We start from the raw sequence: 15,345 nt of genomic DNA, 5'->3' as shown, positions 1-15,345 counted from the left end.
ACCCCCTAGGGGTATTCAGAATCGAGAGAAGGAACCACGCCATGTCCACCTCCACCGCCCCGGCGCCACGCCGGTGGCTCGGGCTCGCACTCATCGCCGCCGCCCAGTTCGTCGTCATCATGGACACGTCGATCATCGGCGTCGCCCTGCCCGACATCCAGGCCGAGCTCGGCTTCACCCCCGAGTCGCTCTCCTGGGTGTTCAACGCCTACGTCGTCGCCTTCGGCGGCCTGCTGCTGCTCGGCGGCCGGCTCTCCGACGTGTTCGGCGCCCGCCGGGTGTTCGTCGCCGGCTGGGTGACCCTGGCGCTCGGCTCGGTGCTCGCGGGCGCCGCCTCGAACGTCGGCCTCGAGATCGCGGGCCGCGCCGTCCAGGGCGCCGGCGCCGCGCTCATCGCCCCCGCCGCGCTCACCCTGCTGATGGTGCTCTTCGGCGGAACCCCGGAGCTCCCCCGCGCCTTCGCGGTCTACGGCGCCGCGGCGCCGATCGGCGGCACCGCCGGCGTGTTCCTCGGCGGCGTGCTCACCGAGTACGCGAGCTGGCCGTGGGTGTTCTACGTGACGGTGCCGATCGCGGCCCTCGTCCTCGTCCTCACCCCGCTCGCGCTGCCGGCCGTGCGCGGCGGCCGCGGCTCGGTCGACGTGCTCGGCGCGTTCACCGCGACCGCCGGCCTCGCGGCCGTCGTCTACGGCGTGGTCCGCGCACCCGAGGTCGGGTGGGCCTCGATCGAGACCGTCACCGCGCTCGTCGCCGGAGCCGCACTGCTCGTCGCGTTCTTCGTGATCCAGGCCAGGAGCCGCCGCCCGCTGCTCCGGCTCGGCATCTTCCGCGCCCCGCAGCTCGGCGCCGCGAACCTCGCCCAGCTGCTGCTCGGCGCCGCGTGGGTGCCGATGTGGTTCTTCCTGAACCTCTACCTGCAGCAGGTGCTGGGCGCCGGCGCCTTCGCCTCGGGGGCCGCGCTGCTGCCGATGACCGCGCTCATCGTGATCGGCATGGTCGCGCTGGCGCCGCGGCTTCAGGCGCGCTTCGGTGCCAAGCCGCTCATCGTCGCGGGCTTCGCCCTGCTCGCGGCGGGCCTCGGCTGGCTCGCCCTCGCACGCCCCGACGGCAGCTACGTCGCCGACGTGCTGCCGGCCTCCCTCGTCGCCGCACTCGGCATGGCGCTCGCCTTCGTGCCCTCGCTCGGAACGGCCATCGGCGCCGCCCGGCCCGAGGAGACGGGCGTCGCGTCGGGCCTCGTCAACACGAGCTACCAGATCGGCTCGGCGGTCGGGCTCGCGGTGCTCACGGCGGTGGGTGCGGCCGTCACAGCCGGCGGCACGGATGCCACGGCGCTGACGAGCGGCTTCTCGGCGGCGTTCCTCGGGGCCGGCGTCGTCGCCCTCGTCGGGCTCATCGCGGCCGCCGCCCTCCTGCGGAGTGCGCGCCCGATGGCGACGACGGGCGATGCTCCGACCGAGACGTCCGCGGAGCCGGTGGACGCCTGAGCTCGGCGCCCGTCGATGCGAGACGACACGACGCGACGCGACGCCCGCACCGGGTCACCCGGTCGCGGGCGTCGCGCGCCTGCCGATCAGATCGGGCCGCCGCCGTCGCGGACCGAGTCGGCGACGTACGCTCCCGCGCTCGCCTCGCTGTGCGCCCGGTCGCCGTGGAACGAGGTGTGCGGGTCACCCGGCAGCGAGCGGGTGCGGCGCCCGCGGATCGCGAGCCAGATCGCGGCGGCGACGATCGCGACCGCCACGCCGATCATGATGATGATGCCGAGATCCATGAACCGACCCCCTCCTCGACGCTCTGCGACAAGGTACCGCGTTGCGGGGCGGTCAGTACAGACCCGCCTGCTCGTAGACCGTCTCGAACGCCATCATCATGAAGGTCGCGAACCATGCGAAGCCCGCGACCGTGATCACGACCGTGACCGCGATCGCGGCCCACATCGGCGCCATGCCGCGCCCTGAGCGACGCCTCACGACGACGCTGCGGCCGATCACGTAGACGAGGGAGGTGAACAGGGCGAAGAACGCCCACGCCCAGTGGAACGGACGCTCGAACCCGCGCTTGACCAGTTCGCGCCGGTCGAAGTACGCGAACAGCACGATGAGGGCGGCGATCGCCCAGCCCGACAGCGAGCTCACGATGTACCAGGGGTCGGAGTACACGGCGAGCTGCGCCGCCGGGGACGACGAGTACTGCGCGTCCACGCTCAGCTCGAGGATCCGCTGCCAGTCGACGAGGAGGAAGGGCACGAAGCCGAGCGCCGGCAGCGCGACGATGAGCCAGATCCAGACCGTCGAGGTCGGCGTCGCAGCGTCGACCGTCGACACCGTCGCCTGACCGTACGGAAGGTGCTGCTGCGCCGGCTGCGGCGCGTATTCGCCGTACGCCGGCTGCTGCTGCACGGGCTGGGGTGCGACCGGCGGGGCCGCCAGCGGCGTCGCGTACTCGGTCCACTGCGTGCCGTCCCACCAACGCTGGCCTTCGGCGCCGCTCGGTTCGGGGTACCAGCCGGCCGGGGCCGTACGGGGGTCGCTCATCGTCGCTCCTGTCGGGTCCAGCCCATCGTAGGGTGCGGCACCGCCGGGAGGAACCGGGCGTCGGGATGCCGCTACAGCTCCACGACCGTCATGCCCGAGCCGGCCGAGCCGGTGCCCATCGCGATGAGCGCGTCGGGCACCTCGTCGAGCGAGATGCGGCGGCCGACGAGCTCGATCGGGCGGAAGTCGCCCGAGGCGACGGCCCCGAGCATCGACGGATACTCGTGCGCCGACATGCCGTGGCTGCCGAGGATCTCGAGCTCGCCCGCGATGACCGCGTCCATCGGCATCGCCGAGAGCGCCGAGTCGCCGACCATGAGGCCGATCTGCACGTGCCGGCCCCGCTTCTTCAGGCTCCGCACCGAGGCGAACGAGGTCTGGCTCGAGCCGAACGCGTCGACCGAGACATCCACCCCGCCACCGGAGGCGGCGATGATGCGTTCGGCGGCGCCGTCGCCGCCCTGCACCGGCACCGCGCCGAGCTTGGCCGCCGCGGCGAGCGCGGCGTCCGAGACGTCCACGCCGTAGACCTCGACGCCCGCGGCGACGGCGATCATGATCGCCGAGAGGCCGACGCCGCCGCATCCGTGCACCGCGATGCGCTCGCCGGGCGCGAGCCTGCTGCGCGAGACGATCGCGCGGTAGGCGGTCGCGAAGCGGCAGCCGAGCGACGCGGCCTCGACGAAGCCGAGCGAGTCGGGCAGCCGGATGAGGTTGAGCTCGGCCTCGTCGATCGCGACGAGCTCGGCGAACGACCCCCAGTGCGTGAAGCCCGGCTGCGACTGGTGGTCGCAGACCTGCTCGTTGCCGGACAGGCACTCGGCGCATCGCCCGCACGCGCAGATGAACGGGGCGGTGACGCGGTCGCCGACCTTCCAGCCGCTCTCGGCCGAGACCTCGGAGCCGAGGGCCGCGATCTCGCCGGCGAACTCGTGGCCGGGCACGTGCGGCAGGGCGACGCCCTCGTCGTGGCCCATCCAGGCGTGCCAGTCGCTGCGGCAGACGCCGGTGGCGCGCACGCGGATCACGGCGCCGCGCGGGGGGCAGACGGGCTCGGGGACTTCGGCGAGTTCGGGCCGGGCACCGAATTCGGTGAAGAGCACGGCGCGCACAGGGGTCCTCTCGGTTCAGGCGGGCCCGTCGGGTCGGGCCGGGATGCCGCGTCGCCGGGCGGCCCCCTCACCACCGCGTGCGCGACATCCGTGAGCCTACCGCCACCGCGACGGAACGCCGCACGCGTCGCAGCCGCCGCGGGCCGGACCGCCCTGCCGAGAATTCGCGCTAGGGGCGCGGGCAGGTGAAGTACGTGGGCGTCGAGGCGTCGCCGCGCTTGATGTCGTGGTCGGCCATCGGCGCGGAGCAGATCGGGCACATCGGGTTGGCCGGCGGCACGTACGGCGCTTCGGTCACGCCGACGCCGATGCCGACCTCGGCGGGCCCGGTGATCGGGTAGATCGCAGCACTCAGACGGTTCCAGAAACCGGGGCGGCCCTTGTAGGGGTTCATCGTGCTGCTCATGGCGTTAAGTGTACTGATGATTAGTACACTAATCAATATTCGTCCACGAAACCTCGTGGACGCGACGACATTGTGTAACAATTCCGCATGCGCTTCGTCATCGCCGTGCTCCTCGCCTCGGTGTGCTTCGGCACCACCGGCACGGCGCAGGCGCTCGGCCCCGAGGCCGACCCGGCCTCACTCGGCGCGGCGCGGCTCGTCATCGGCGGCGGAGTGCTCGGCGCACTCGCGCTCGCCCTTCGACTCGGTCGGCGACGCGGCGCGGACGGGACACCCGCCGCGTCGCCGACCGGCACACGCGCCCCCGCGGGGCGCCCGCTCGTCGCGCTGCTCCTCGTCGGGGCCGGCGCGGCCGGCGTGCTCGCCTACCAGCCCGCGTTCTTCGCCGGGACCGAGGCGAACGGCGTCGCCATCGGCACGGTGGTCGCCCTCGGCTCGGCACCCGTCATCACCGGCGCGCTCGACTGGCTGCTCCGACGCCGTTACCCGGGACACCGATGGGCGGTCGCCACCGTGATCGCCACCGTCGGCGTCGCGGTCATCGCCGTCGCGAGCGCACCCGACGGAGGCGCCGCGGGAGCGGCCGACCCGCTCGGGCTCGTCGCCTCGCTCGGCGCCGGCGCCTCGTACGCGGTGTACACCCTCGCCGCGAAGGCGCTCATCGACCGCGGGTGGAGCGCCACCGGCAGCATGGGCGCGCTGTTCGGCACGGGTGCGGCCCTCGCGCTCCCCCTGCTCGTCGCCACGGATGCCTCGTGGCTCGCGCAACCCGCGGGGATCGCGATGGCGCTGTGGCTGGGCCTCGTGACGGTGACCCTCGCCTATGTGCTCTTCGGCTACGGGCTCACCGGGCTCGCGCCCGCGACCGTCTCCACGCTGACCCTCGCCGAACCCCTCACCGCCGGGCTGCTGGGCGTGCTGGTGCTCGGCGAACTGCTCCCGCCCGGGGCCGTCCTCGGCCTCGCCGTCCTCGCGGCCGGGATCCTCGTGCTCGCGACGGGCGGCCTCGGATCGGGCGGGAACCGCACCGCCGCCGAGCGCGGACGGCAGGGATCCGCCCGTCCGGCTCCAGGCGGCGACGGCGCCCTGCACACTCCCTGAGGCCCGCGGGCGGGGCCTCGGAACGGCGCTCCCCCTGTCGGTGGCCGGCGCTAGCGTCGGATCATGGACGTCATCCTCATCCCCGGCTTCTGGCTCGACGCGTCATCCTGGCAGCGGGTCGCCCCGCTCCTCGAAGAGGCCGGCCACACGGTGCACGCGCTCACGCTCCCCGGCCTCGAATCACGTGATGCCGACCGTGCCGGCATCGGGCTGCGAACCCACATCGACGCGGTCGTCGCCGCTGTCGACGCACTGCCCGGCCGGGTCGTGCTCGTCGGCCATTCGGGCGGTGGAGCCATCGCGCACGGCGCGGCCGACGCCCGGCCCGACCGCATCGCCCGCGTCGTCTACGTCGACGCCGGCCCGCTCGGCCAGGGCGCCTGCATCAACGACGAGCTCCCGATCGTGGGCGACGAGATCCCGCTGCCCCCATGGGGGGCGTTCGAAGACGAAGACCTGGTCGACCTCGACGAGGCCCTCAGGGCCGAGTTCAGGGCGCGGGCGATCCCCGAGCCGGCCGCCGTCGCGACCGACGGCATCGAGCTCTCCGACGAGCGCCGCTACGAGGTGCCGATCACGGTGATCGCCTGCGAGTTCCCGAGCGCGCTGCTCACCGAGTGGATCGCCGCCGACGCGCCGTTCACGCGCGAGCTCGCGAAGGTGCGGCACGTCGACTACGTCGACCTGCCGACGGGTCACTGGCCGCAGTTCACCAAGCCGGTGCAGCTCGGTCAGGCGATCGTCACGGCGCTCACGCCGTCGGCCGCGGCAGAGTGATCGAGGGGTCCGCTCCGACCGGCACGCGGTCGGAGTGAGCGGTTCCGGCGGCGACGGTCTCGTCGTCGTCGGCTTCGAGTGCCCCGGCCGACGGCGTCGCCGACGCCCGACCCGTGACGCGCCGAGCCTCGCCGTACCAGTGGTCCGCACCCCGCGAACACGTGCACGCGAGCGCGACGGTCTCCTCGAGCGTCACCGCGCGGAAGAACTCGCGGTGCGGAATCTGAGCTGCGCGTCGTCGTCCCATGGCCTCGGATCTCCCGTCGGACGCGCACCATGGCGTCCCTCACCGGAAGAGACCGGGTAGTGCCCCGATCATGACGCCGGTCGGCCGAATCCGTTCAGCATTCCCGGTCGACGACGACCGTCAGAGCTGGGAGCCCGAGACCGAGAAGGTGTCGCACGCGCCCGCGCCCTGCTCGAAGCCGGTCTCGAACCACCGCACGCGCTGCTCGCTCGTGCCGTGCGTGAAGGTGTGCGGGTTCACCTGCCCCTGTGCGGCCTGCTGGATCCGGTCGTCGCCGACGGCGGCCGCGGCGCTCAGCGCGTCGCGGTACTGCGACTGGCTGATCGGCTGGAGGAAGGGCACGCCGCTGTCATCGGGCACCTCCGAGGCATCCGCCGCCCACGCCCCCGCGAAGCAGTCGGCCTGCAGCTCGACGCGCACGGCGTTCGAGGCCGGCCCGGTCTGGCCGTCCTGCGCACGCTCGAGGATCCCGAGCACGTTCTGCACGTGGTGGCCCCACTCGTGGGCGACCACGTACATCTCGGCCAGCGGGCCGCCGCTCGAGCCGAAGCGCTGGCGCAGCTCGTCGTAGAAGGTGACGTCGATGTAGATCGTCTCGTCGGGCGGGCAGTAGAAGGGGCCCGTGGCCGACGACGCGTTGCCGCACCCCGTGGTCGTGGCCTGGTCGAAGAGGATGAACCCCTGCGGGCCGACGTAGGCGAAGTCGAGCTCCGCCGCCTCCCGCTCCCAGTACTCCTCGAGCGACGCCGAGGCGCCCTTCATGCGGCACTCGACGTTCTCGTTCGCGTCGGCACCCGTCTGGCACTGCTCGAGCGCCGAGTCGCTGGCCGCGGGGGCACCGCCCCCGCCGCCGAGGAGCCCGGTGAGGTCGACGCCGAGGAACTGCGAGAGCACGAACAGCGCGATGACGCCGAGGCCGCCGCCCACGGCGATGCCCGTGTTGCGCCCCCGCTTCGAGGCCTTGCCCCCACGGATGTCCGCGTCGGGATTGAACGTCATGGCCCGACGCTACTCCGAGTCGGCCTCGGCCGGGGCATCCGCGGCCCCGTCGTCCTCGACGCCGGGGCGATCGGAGTCACCGGCCTCGCCGGAATCCTCGGAATCGTCGGCCTGCCCGGCCGACTCGGCGCGATCCGCGATCGCCGCCTCCTCCGCGAAGCGGTCGGTCGCGGTGATGAGCGCGTCGAGGATGCCGGGTTCGTCGAAGGCGTGCCCGGCGTCGTCGACGATGGTGAACTCGGCTTCGGGCCAGGCGCGATGCAGGTCCCAGGCGGTCATGACGGGCGTGCACATGTCGTAGCGGCCCTGCACGATCACCGCGGGGATGTCGCGGAGACGCGAGGCATCCCTGATGAGCTGCCCCTCCTCCCACCAGCCGCCGTGACGGAAGTAGTGGTTCTCGATGCGCGCGAACGCGGCGGCGTACTCGGGCGCGGTGAACCGGGCGATCGTCTCGGCCTGCGGCAGCAGGGTGATCGTCGACGACTCCCAGCGCGACCATGCGATCGCCGCAGGCTCGTAGACGAGCGGGTCGGGGTCGGTGAGGAGGCGGCCGTACGCCTCGATCAGGTGCGCACGATCGGCGAGCGGCACCGGCGCGAGGAACTCCTCCCACAGGTCGGGGAAGATCGCCGAGGCGCCGCCCTCGTAGAACCAGTCGAGCTCCTGCCTGCGCAGGGTGAAGATGCCGCGGAGCACCATCTCGGTGACCCGCTCGGGGTGGGTCTGCGCGTAGGCGAGGGCGAGCGCGCTCCCCCACGAGCCGCCGAACACCTGCCAGCGGTCGATGCCGAGGTGCCCGCGCAGGCGCTCCATGTCGGCGACGAGATGCCAGGTCGTGTTGGCCGAGAGGTCGGCCTCGGGCTCGGAGGCGTGCGGGATCGAGAGCCCGCAGCCGCGCTGGTCGAACAGGACGATCCGGTACCGCTCGGGGTCGAACAGGCGTCGGTGCGACGGGCTGGTGCCTCCCCCGGGGCCCCCGTGCAGGAACACGACCGGCTTGCCCTCGCGGTTCCCGGACACCTCCCAGTAGATGTGCTGGCCGTCCCCCACGTCGAGCATGCCGGTCTCCAGCGGCTCGATCTCCGGATACATCTCTCGCATGCGGCAACGCTATCCAGCGCCGGATGCCGCGCCCCGGCGCCGCGCCGCAGCGCACCCCCGGTCGAGGCTAGGCTCGGACCATGGCAGCGAAGAAGCCGGTCACCGTCACGCTCACCGGAGCGGGCGGCCAGATCGGGTACGCACTCCTGTTCCGCATCGCCTCCGGGGCGATGCTCGGCCCTGACACCCCCGTGCGGCTCCACCTGCTCGAGATCCCGCAGGGGGTGCGGGCGGCCGAGGGCGCGGCGCTCGAACTGCAGGACTCCGCATTCCCGCTCCTGCGCGGAGTCGAGGTCTTCGACGACGCGACGGCGGCCTTCGACGGCGCGAACGTCGCGCTGCTCGTGGGCGCGCGCCCGCGCACGGCCGGCATGGAACGCGGCGACCTGCTCGCCGCGAACGGCGGCATCTTCGGTCCGCAGGGCGCGGCGATCAACGCCGGCGCCGCCGACGACATCAGGGTGGTCGTGGTCGGCAACCCGGCGAACACGAACGCCCTCATCGCCGCCTCCAACGCACCGGATGTCCCGGCCGAGCGCTTCACCGCGCTCACCCGCCTCGACCACAACCGGGCGCTCGGGCAGCTCGCCGCGACCGTCGGCTCGCCCGTGGGCGAGATCCGCGGCGTGACCATCTGGGGCAACCACTCGGCCACCCAGTTCCCCGACCTCGCCCACGCGACGGCGGCGGGCGACCCGGTCCCGGCGCTGCTCACCGCACGCCTCGGCACCGACGGCTATCGGGCCTGGCTCGAAGAGCAGTTCATCCCGCGCGTCGCCAAGCGCGGCGCCGAGATCATCGAGGTGCGCGGATCGTCGTCGGTGGCCTCGGCCGCCTCGGCGACCATCGACCACATGCGCGACTGGGTGCTCGGCACCTCGCAGGGGTGGACGAGCGCGGCGGTCGTCTCGGACGGCTCGTACGACGTGCCGGAGGGCCTCATCTCCTCGTTCCCGGTCGAGTCGGTCGACGGCGCGTGGCGCATCGTCCAGGGCCTCGAGGTCGACGCGTTCGCGCGGGGCCGCATCGAGGCATCCGTGGCCGAGCTCGAGGAGGAGCGGACGGCGGTGCGCGAGCTCGGGCTCATCTGACCGACGGTTCCGCCGGTCGGCGGCGGCCCGGCTTCTAGACTGGAGTCATGGCCGAAACCCCGTCGCCCGCAGCCCGCCGCAAGCAGCTCATCGTCGGCCTCATCGTCGGCCTGCTGGTCGGCGTGGGTGTGAGCCTCTGGACGGGGTTCTGGCTCTGGCTCGCCGCGGGCGCCGTCGTCGGCGCAGTGGCCGGCCTGCTGATGAAGCCGCCGACCGAGTAGCCGACCGGTGCCGCTCCGGCTGCTCAGCCGGTCCGAACGGCTGAGACGTACGCCTCGATTCCGTCGATGACCCGGGCGAGGCCGAACTCGAAGGCATCGGCCGGATCCGCCGCCGACTGGTACGCCTCGCCGGCCGCCTGCCCGACACGACCCGAGACCGGGTAGCGCTCGGCGTCCATGATCTCGTCGAGCAGCGGCGCGTTGCGCTCCCACCACTCGACATCGGTTTCGAGGGCGGAGGCCCGCAGCCGCTCGGCGTCGACGTAGGCGCTCGCGGGCCCGACGACGTAGCCGAGCAGCAGCGTGATGACGCGGTCCATGTCGAGATCGCTGAGCCCGAGGCCGTCGATCGCGGTGAGGCACCACTCCCAGTGATCGGAGACATTGGGTCCGAGCGGCGGCCGGCTGGTGTCGATCGCGAGCAGCCAAGGGTGGCGCAGGTAGCCCTCCCACTGCGACCGCGCGATCTCGGTGAGCCGCTCCCGGAGCGTGCCGGTGAGCGACGGCAGCGCCGTCTCGCCGGCGACCTGGTCGACCATGAGGTCGATCAGCTCGGCCTTGCCCGGCACGTAGGTGTAGACCGACATCGGCTTCAGGCCGAGCCGGTCGGCGATGCGGCGCATCGAGAGGGCGTCCATGCCCTCTTCGTCGGCGATCTGGATCGCCGCGTCGACGACCTCGTCGACGCTCGATCGCTGCTTGGGCCCGCGCGAGCCGAGCGGTTCGCCGAGCCGCGCGCGCCAGAGCAGTCGGAGGGTGCGGTCGGGCTCTCCGCGCCCCGTGGATTCCGTCGACATGGGGCTAGCCTACATTCTCCGTATGATGTACGGTAAATTCGGAATAAGTTCGTACGGCGTACGTTGAAGGATGCGATGACACCCATGCCACACCCCAGATCCTCCGATGCTCCGGCCCTCAGCGCGGTCGGTCTCCAGAAGCGATACGGCGCCGAAGCCGCGCTCGACGGCTTCGATCTCGAGATCGCCGCCGGCCACGTGCACGGCCTCCTCGGCCCGAACGGCGCGGGCAAGACCACCGCCGTCCGCTGCCTGACCACCCTCACCGCCTTCGATTCGGGCACGGCCGAGATCGACGGCCTCGACGTCCGCCGCTCCCCGGCCCTCGTGCGCGAGCGCATCGGCCTGGTCGGCCAGTTCCACGCCGTCGACGACGCGCTCACCGCCCGGCAGAACCTCGTGCTGTTCGCCCGACTCAGCGGGCTCTCGAAGGCCCACGCCCGGAGACGGGCCGACGAACTGCTCGCCGCGTTCGAGCTGGCCGAAGCGGGCGGCCGCGCCGTCTCGGGGTTCTCCGGCGGCATGCGCCGCCGCCTCGACATCGCGGCGAGCCTCGTGCTGACCCCCGCCATCCTCTTCCTCGACGAACCGACCACCGGACTCGATCCGCGCGGCCGGGCGACCGTCTGGCAGGCGGTGCGCGAGATCGCGGCCGCGGGCACGACCGTGCTGCTCACCACCCAGTACCTCGACGAGGCCGACCAGCTCGCCGACCGCGTCTCCGTGATGGATCACGGGCGAGTGGTCGCCGAGGGCACGCCCGCCGACCTGAAGCGGCAGCTGGGCGGCGACCGGGTCACCGCCGTGATCGCCGAGCCCGAGCGACTCGACGAGGCTCGCGACGTCATCGGCCGCATCGTCGGCGGCGTCGCGTCGATCGACGCCGACACCCGGACGATCACGGTCGAGGTCGCCGACGGGGCCAGGGCGCTCGCACCGATCGTCCGGGCCCTCGACGCCGCCGCACTCACCGTCGACGACCTCGCCCTGCGCCGGCCGACGCTCGACGAGGTGTTCCTGCACCTCACCGAGCCCGGCGCGCCCACCGAGGCATCCGACATCGCACCCACTGCCGAGGAGGCACGATGACCGCCGTCACCCCACCCACCCCGGTCGCCGATCTCGCCCTCGCGCGCGATCGGCGCCCGAACGCTCTTCGAGAGGGCTGGCTGATCGCCGGCCGCGACATGATGCACTGGATCCGCGAACCCTGGGGCATCGTCTTCGGGCTCGCCTTCAACATCATGCTCATCCTGATGTTCGGATTCCTGTTCGGCGGGGCGATCGAGATCCCGGGCGGCGGCGACTACATCGACTTCCTGCTGCCGGGCATGTTCGCCCTGACGATGCTCTTCGGGCTCGAGACGACCATGACCTCCATGGCGGAGGACGCGAAACGCGGCATCACCGACCGATTCCGCTCCCTGCCGATCGCGAGCGCCTCGGTCGCGCTCGGCCGCGCGATCGCCGACCTGGCGTCCTCCGCCCTGAGCCTCGGCGTCCTCATGCTGGGCGGCCTGCTCATCGGGTGGCGTCCCACGACCGGCCCCGCGGAGATCGCCCTCGGCATCGCCCTGCTGCTCTGGCTCCGCTTCTCGCTGCTCTGGCTCGGCATCTTCCTCGGCCTGCGGTTCCGGAGCGTCGGGGCGACGACCGCGGTGCAGGTGCTCGTCTGGCCGATCGGGTTCCTCTCGACGGTCTTCGTCTCCGCCGAGACGATGCCCGGATGGCTCGGCGTGATCGCCGAGTGGAATCCGGTCTCGGCGACCGCCACCGCGGCCCGGGAGCTGTTCGGGAACCCCACCGGGACGACGAGCGGATGGTTCGCCGAGAACGCCGTGCTCGCGGCATCCGTCTGGCCCCTCGTGATCACCGCGGTCTTCCTCCCCCTCGCCGGGAGCGCCTATCGACGACTGCGTCGGTGATCGCGGGTCAGCCCAGGAACTCCGCGACCGCCGCCGCGATCTCGCGTCGGACCTCGGCGTCGTCACGGGTCGAGACGCCGTCGCCGGGCTGCACGCCGTAGTCGCCGAAGTCGGCGTGGTTCACGCCCTCGAGCTCGACGAACTCGGCATCGGAGGGGAGCAGGTGCGCTGCGGCCTCGATCTTCTCGGGCGTCGAGAGTCCGTCGTTCGAGCCCGAGATGCTGAGCACGGCGAGCCCCGAGTCCGAGAGGTCGTTCGCGCAGTATGAGCCGAACAGCACGAGCCCGGCCACCGGCCCGCCGCCCTCGCCCGCGGCGGCCATCTGGCAGGCCCGTACCCCACCGAGCGAGTGCCCGCCGACGAGCCAGTTCTCGACGTCGGGCGCGAGGTCGGTGAACGTCGACAGGGGGCGCTGGTCGAAGAACGCGAGGTTCAGCGTCGGCTTCGTGATCACGACGGTCAGGCCGGATGCCTCGGCCACGCCCGACAGCTTGTAGAGGTAGGCGTACGGGTCGACCTTCGCCCCCGGGATGAACACGAGCCCCTCGCCGGTCGCCCCCTCGACGGGCTCGATCACGATGCCGACCTCGTCGGAGGTGATCTCGACGGCGTCGTCGCGCCACGCCTCGAGCGCCTCGGGCCGCTCGCCCTGCATCACCGTGTGGGCGTACACGAGGAACACGACGACGAACAGCACGATCACCGAGGCGACGGCGAGGAGGATCCGGACGAGACGCGACATGCGTACAAGTCTGCCGCCCGGCGGGCGACCCCGACGACACGGCGGCGCCCGCGAACGACGCGAGGCCGGGGCATCCGCGAATGGATGCCCCGGCCTCGCCCGGACCGTGCGCCCGGTCCTACTTCTTCTTCTTCGACTTCGCCTTCTCGGGCACGGGCAGCGTGCCCGCGCGGCGCTGCTCCTCGAAGTAGGCGCGCGCCTCGTCCTGGCGCTCCTGCTCGATGCCGGTCGCGATGGTCGCGCGCAGGTGCTCGGGGCCGAAGCCGAACGCGTCGACGAGATCCTGCGCGTGCGGGCGCAGGCGCTCGATGAGCCGGTCGATGTACGCCGTCACCGACTGCGCACGCTGCGGCGAGAGGCGCCCGTTCATGAGGTACCACGCGGCGTGCTTCTCGATGAGCCCGAGCCCGAACAGGTCGCGCACCCAGGTCAGCACCTGCTTGGTGCCCGGGTCGGAGACCTTCGCGAGGCCGCGCGTGAAGGCCTCCCACTGCAGCAGCTCGCCGTGGGCGCGGGCCGCCTCGATGAGCTCGTTCTGGTTGCGGTTGAACGCCGCAGCGGCGTCGGCCTTCGGCAGCTTCCGGGCGTCGCGCAGGCGGCCGGCGATCTCGGCGATCATCGTCTCGACGCGGTCGGTCAGGAGTTCGCGCTGCGACTTCTCGTCGCGCAGCTCGCTCACCGAGCGAGCGGTCGAGCCGAAGTCGGCGATCGTCTGGCCGAGGCGGCGCAGGCCCGTGCCGTGGTACGCGCGCTCCGCGGTCTGGGCGACCACGTAGCGGGCCATCGCCCCGGCGTCGGCGTCCTTGAACTGCTTCGAGAAGTCTGTGAGGAGGCGCTTCGCGACGAGCTGCAGCAGCACGTTGTTGTCGCCCTCGAAGGTGACGTAGATGTCGAGATCCTGACGGAGGCCGACGAGGCGGTTCTCGGCGATGAAGCCGGCGCCGCCGCAGGCCTCGCGCGCCTCCTGCAGGGTGTCGAGCGCGTGCCACGTCGAGAGGGGCTTCAGCGCCGCCGCGATCGTCTCGAGGTCCTGGCGGTCGTCGTCGGTGTCGGCCTTGCCGCTGAACACGGCGTCGAACTTGACGAGGAACTCGTCGTGGGCGAAGACCTGCGCGTAGGTGGTCGCGAGGCGCGGCAGCAGGCGGCGCTGGTGCCGCTGGTAGTCGAGCAGCACCTCTTCGTCCGTGTCGCTCGACGCGGTGAACTGGCGACGCTGGTTGCCGTAGGTGATGGCGATCGTGAGGCCCATGGCGCTCGCGACGGTCGAGGCGCCGTCGAGCGAGACGCGGCCCTGCACGAGGGTGCCGAGCATCGTGAAGAAGCGGCGGCCGGGGCTCTCGATCGGCGACGAGTAGGTGCCGTCGGCCGCGACGTCGCCGTAGCGGTTCAGCAGGTTCTCGCGCGGGATGCGCACGTTCGTGAAGTGGAGCCGGCCGTTGTCGATGCCGTTGAGACCGCCCTTGAGGCCGTCGTCCTCACCGCCGACGCCCGGCAGGAACTCGCCCTCGTCGTCGCGGATCGGCACGTAGAAGCAGTGCACGCCGTGGTTGACGCCCTTGGTGACGAGCTGGGCGAAGACGGTCGCGTGCTTGCCGTGCAGGCCGGCGTTGCCGAGGAACTCCTTCCACGCCGCACGGAACGGCGTGTGGATGACGAACTCCTGCGTCTCCTCGTCGTAGGTCGCGGTCGTCGCGATCGCGGCGACGTCGGAGCCGTGGCCGATCTCGGTCATCGCGAAGGCGCCGGGCACCTCGAGCGACATGATCGCGGGCAGCCACTTGTCGTGGTGGGGCTTCGTGCCGAGGTGCAGCACCGCGGCGCCGAAGAGCCCCCACTGCACGCCCGACTTGATCTGCAGGCTCGGGTCGGCGATGACGAGCTCTTCGAACGCGGCGATGTTGCCGCCGTGGTCCTCCTGGCCGCCGAGCGACTTCGGGAACGCGCGGTGCACGGCGCCCTGCTCGACGAGGATCTTCAGCTGCCCGAGCACGCGCTCGCGGTGCTCGGCCATCGACTGGCCCTCGATGCGCTGCAGCTCGGGCATCGCGGCGCGCTCGCGCGCCGCGATGCGGATGTCGGGCCAGGTCCCGAGCAGCTGGCGGCCGAGCGAGGCGACGTCGATGCGGGGCGCGGATGCCTCGGAGCCGGCCGTCTTCGCGGGTGCCTGCGGGGTCGGGGCGGCGGCGCGCGCCGGCGCGGGGCTCTGCTTCGAGGTGCGGGGTGCCGTGTCAACCATCGTCGGTCTCGTCCTTCGTCTGCGGTCCGGGCGCGGTCGGTGCACGCCCG

Annotated in this window: 16 protein-coding genes; 7 read left to right on the top strand and 9 right to left on the bottom strand. The window is 72.4% G+C overall.

The genetic code is table 11. The features are described 5' to 3' along the window. Positions 1–41 precede the first annotated feature (41 nt). Positions 42–1,487, top strand: a complete 1,446-nt coding sequence (locus tag ACFVSL_RS06290; RefSeq protein WP_386939495.1) for an MFS transporter — start codon at positions 42–44, stop codon at positions 1,485–1,487. 86 nt (positions 1,488–1,573) lie between these two features. Here ACFVSL_RS06290 and ACFVSL_RS06285 read toward each other — a convergent pair whose 3' ends face one another. The 4 genes from ACFVSL_RS06285 to ACFVSL_RS06270 form a co-directional block, all read right to left on the bottom strand. Beyond that, a complete protein-coding gene (locus tag ACFVSL_RS06285; RefSeq protein ID WP_386939493.1) occupies positions 1,574–1,774 on the bottom strand; it encodes a hypothetical protein in 201 nt (66 codons plus the stop codon). 52 nt (positions 1,775–1,826) lie between these two features. After that, the gene (locus tag ACFVSL_RS06280) at positions 1,827–2,537 is read right to left on the bottom strand and encodes a DUF2510 domain-containing protein (protein WP_386939491.1); all 711 of its coding nucleotides are present in this window, start codon (positions 2,535–2,537) and stop codon (positions 1,827–1,829) included. A gap of 71 nt (positions 2,538–2,608) precedes the next feature. Further along, positions 2,609–3,649, bottom strand: coding sequence for a zinc-dependent alcohol dehydrogenase family protein (locus tag ACFVSL_RS06275; RefSeq protein WP_386939489.1), 1,041 nt, complete (start codon positions 3,647–3,649; stop codon positions 2,609–2,611). A gap of 169 nt (positions 3,650–3,818) precedes the next feature. Then, positions 3,819–4,055 (bottom strand): hypothetical protein, encoded by a 237-nt coding sequence (locus ACFVSL_RS06270; protein ID WP_386939487.1) that lies wholly within the window; start codon positions 4,053–4,055, stop codon positions 3,819–3,821. A gap of 87 nt (positions 4,056–4,142) precedes the next feature. On the opposite strand from ACFVSL_RS06270, the gene ACFVSL_RS06265 reads away from it, so the two are divergent. Both ACFVSL_RS06265 and ACFVSL_RS06260 read left to right on the top strand, forming a co-directional pair. Next, positions 4,143–5,156, top strand: coding sequence for an EamA family transporter (locus ACFVSL_RS06265; protein WP_386939485.1), 1,014 nt, complete (start codon positions 4,143–4,145; stop codon positions 5,154–5,156). Between the two features lie 63 nt (positions 5,157–5,219). Continuing rightward, the gene (locus tag ACFVSL_RS06260) at positions 5,220–5,933 is read left to right on the top strand and encodes an alpha/beta fold hydrolase (protein ID WP_386939483.1); all 714 of its coding nucleotides are present in this window, start codon (positions 5,220–5,222) and stop codon (positions 5,931–5,933) included. Between the two features lie 367 nt (positions 5,934–6,300). On the opposite strand, the gene ACFVSL_RS06255 is transcribed toward ACFVSL_RS06260, so the two are convergent. Then, positions 6,301–7,179, bottom strand: a complete 879-nt coding sequence (locus ACFVSL_RS06255) for a neutral zinc metallopeptidase (protein ID WP_386939481.1) — start codon at positions 7,177–7,179, stop codon at positions 6,301–6,303. 9 nt (positions 7,180–7,188) lie between these two features. Then, a complete protein-coding gene (pip, locus tag ACFVSL_RS06250) occupies positions 7,189–8,283 on the bottom strand; it encodes a prolyl aminopeptidase (protein ID WP_386939479.1) in 1,095 nt (364 codons plus the stop codon). An 80-nt stretch (positions 8,284–8,363) separates the two neighbouring features. Here pip and ACFVSL_RS06245 point away from each other — a divergent pair, with 80 nt between their 5' ends. After that, complete coding sequence (locus tag ACFVSL_RS06245; protein ID WP_386939477.1) at positions 8,364–9,374, top strand: malate dehydrogenase; 1,011 nt, start codon at positions 8,364–8,366, stop codon at positions 9,372–9,374. A gap of 47 nt (positions 9,375–9,421) precedes the next feature. After that, positions 9,422–9,595, top strand: coding sequence for an HPP family protein (locus tag ACFVSL_RS06240; RefSeq protein WP_386939475.1), 174 nt, complete (start codon positions 9,422–9,424; stop codon positions 9,593–9,595). Positions 9,596–9,618: 23 nt separating this feature from the next. Here the strand turns inward: ACFVSL_RS06240 and ACFVSL_RS06235 are convergent, their stop codons facing one another. After that, positions 9,619–10,392: a TetR/AcrR family transcriptional regulator gene (locus ACFVSL_RS06235; RefSeq protein WP_386939473.1), complete on the bottom strand. Its 774-nt coding sequence runs from the start codon at positions 10,390–10,392 to the stop codon at positions 9,619–9,621. A gap of 84 nt (positions 10,393–10,476) precedes the next feature. Here ACFVSL_RS06235 and ACFVSL_RS06230 point away from each other — a divergent pair, with 84 nt between their 5' ends. Beyond that, positions 10,477–11,481: an ATP-binding cassette domain-containing protein gene (locus tag ACFVSL_RS06230; RefSeq protein WP_386939471.1), complete on the top strand. Its 1,005-nt coding sequence runs from the start codon at positions 10,477–10,479 to the stop codon at positions 11,479–11,481. After that, complete coding sequence (locus ACFVSL_RS06225) at positions 11,478–12,317, top strand: ABC transporter permease (RefSeq protein WP_386939470.1); 840 nt, start codon at positions 11,478–11,480, stop codon at positions 12,315–12,317. The genes ACFVSL_RS06230 and ACFVSL_RS06225 overlap by 4 nt, the downstream gene beginning before the upstream one ends. A 7-nt stretch (positions 12,318–12,324) precedes the next feature. On the opposite strand, the gene ACFVSL_RS06220 is transcribed toward ACFVSL_RS06225, so the two are convergent. Both ACFVSL_RS06220 and ACFVSL_RS06215 read right to left on the bottom strand, forming a co-directional pair. Continuing rightward, complete coding sequence (locus ACFVSL_RS06220; RefSeq protein ID WP_386939468.1) at positions 12,325–13,059, bottom strand: alpha/beta hydrolase; 735 nt, start codon at positions 13,057–13,059, stop codon at positions 12,325–12,327. A 118-nt stretch (positions 13,060–13,177) separates the two neighbouring features. Continuing rightward, a complete protein-coding gene (locus tag ACFVSL_RS06215; protein WP_386939466.1) occupies positions 13,178–15,295 on the bottom strand; it encodes an acyl-CoA dehydrogenase in 2,118 nt (705 codons plus the stop codon). Between the last annotated feature and the right edge of the window lie 50 nt (positions 15,296–15,345).

This window comes from Agromyces sp. NPDC058064, from assembly GCF_042885275.1.
In the GTDB taxonomy this organism is placed as follows: domain Bacteria; phylum Actinomycetota; class Actinomycetes; order Actinomycetales; family Microbacteriaceae; genus Agromyces.
This window is presented reverse-complemented; position numbering and strand designations above follow the sequence as displayed.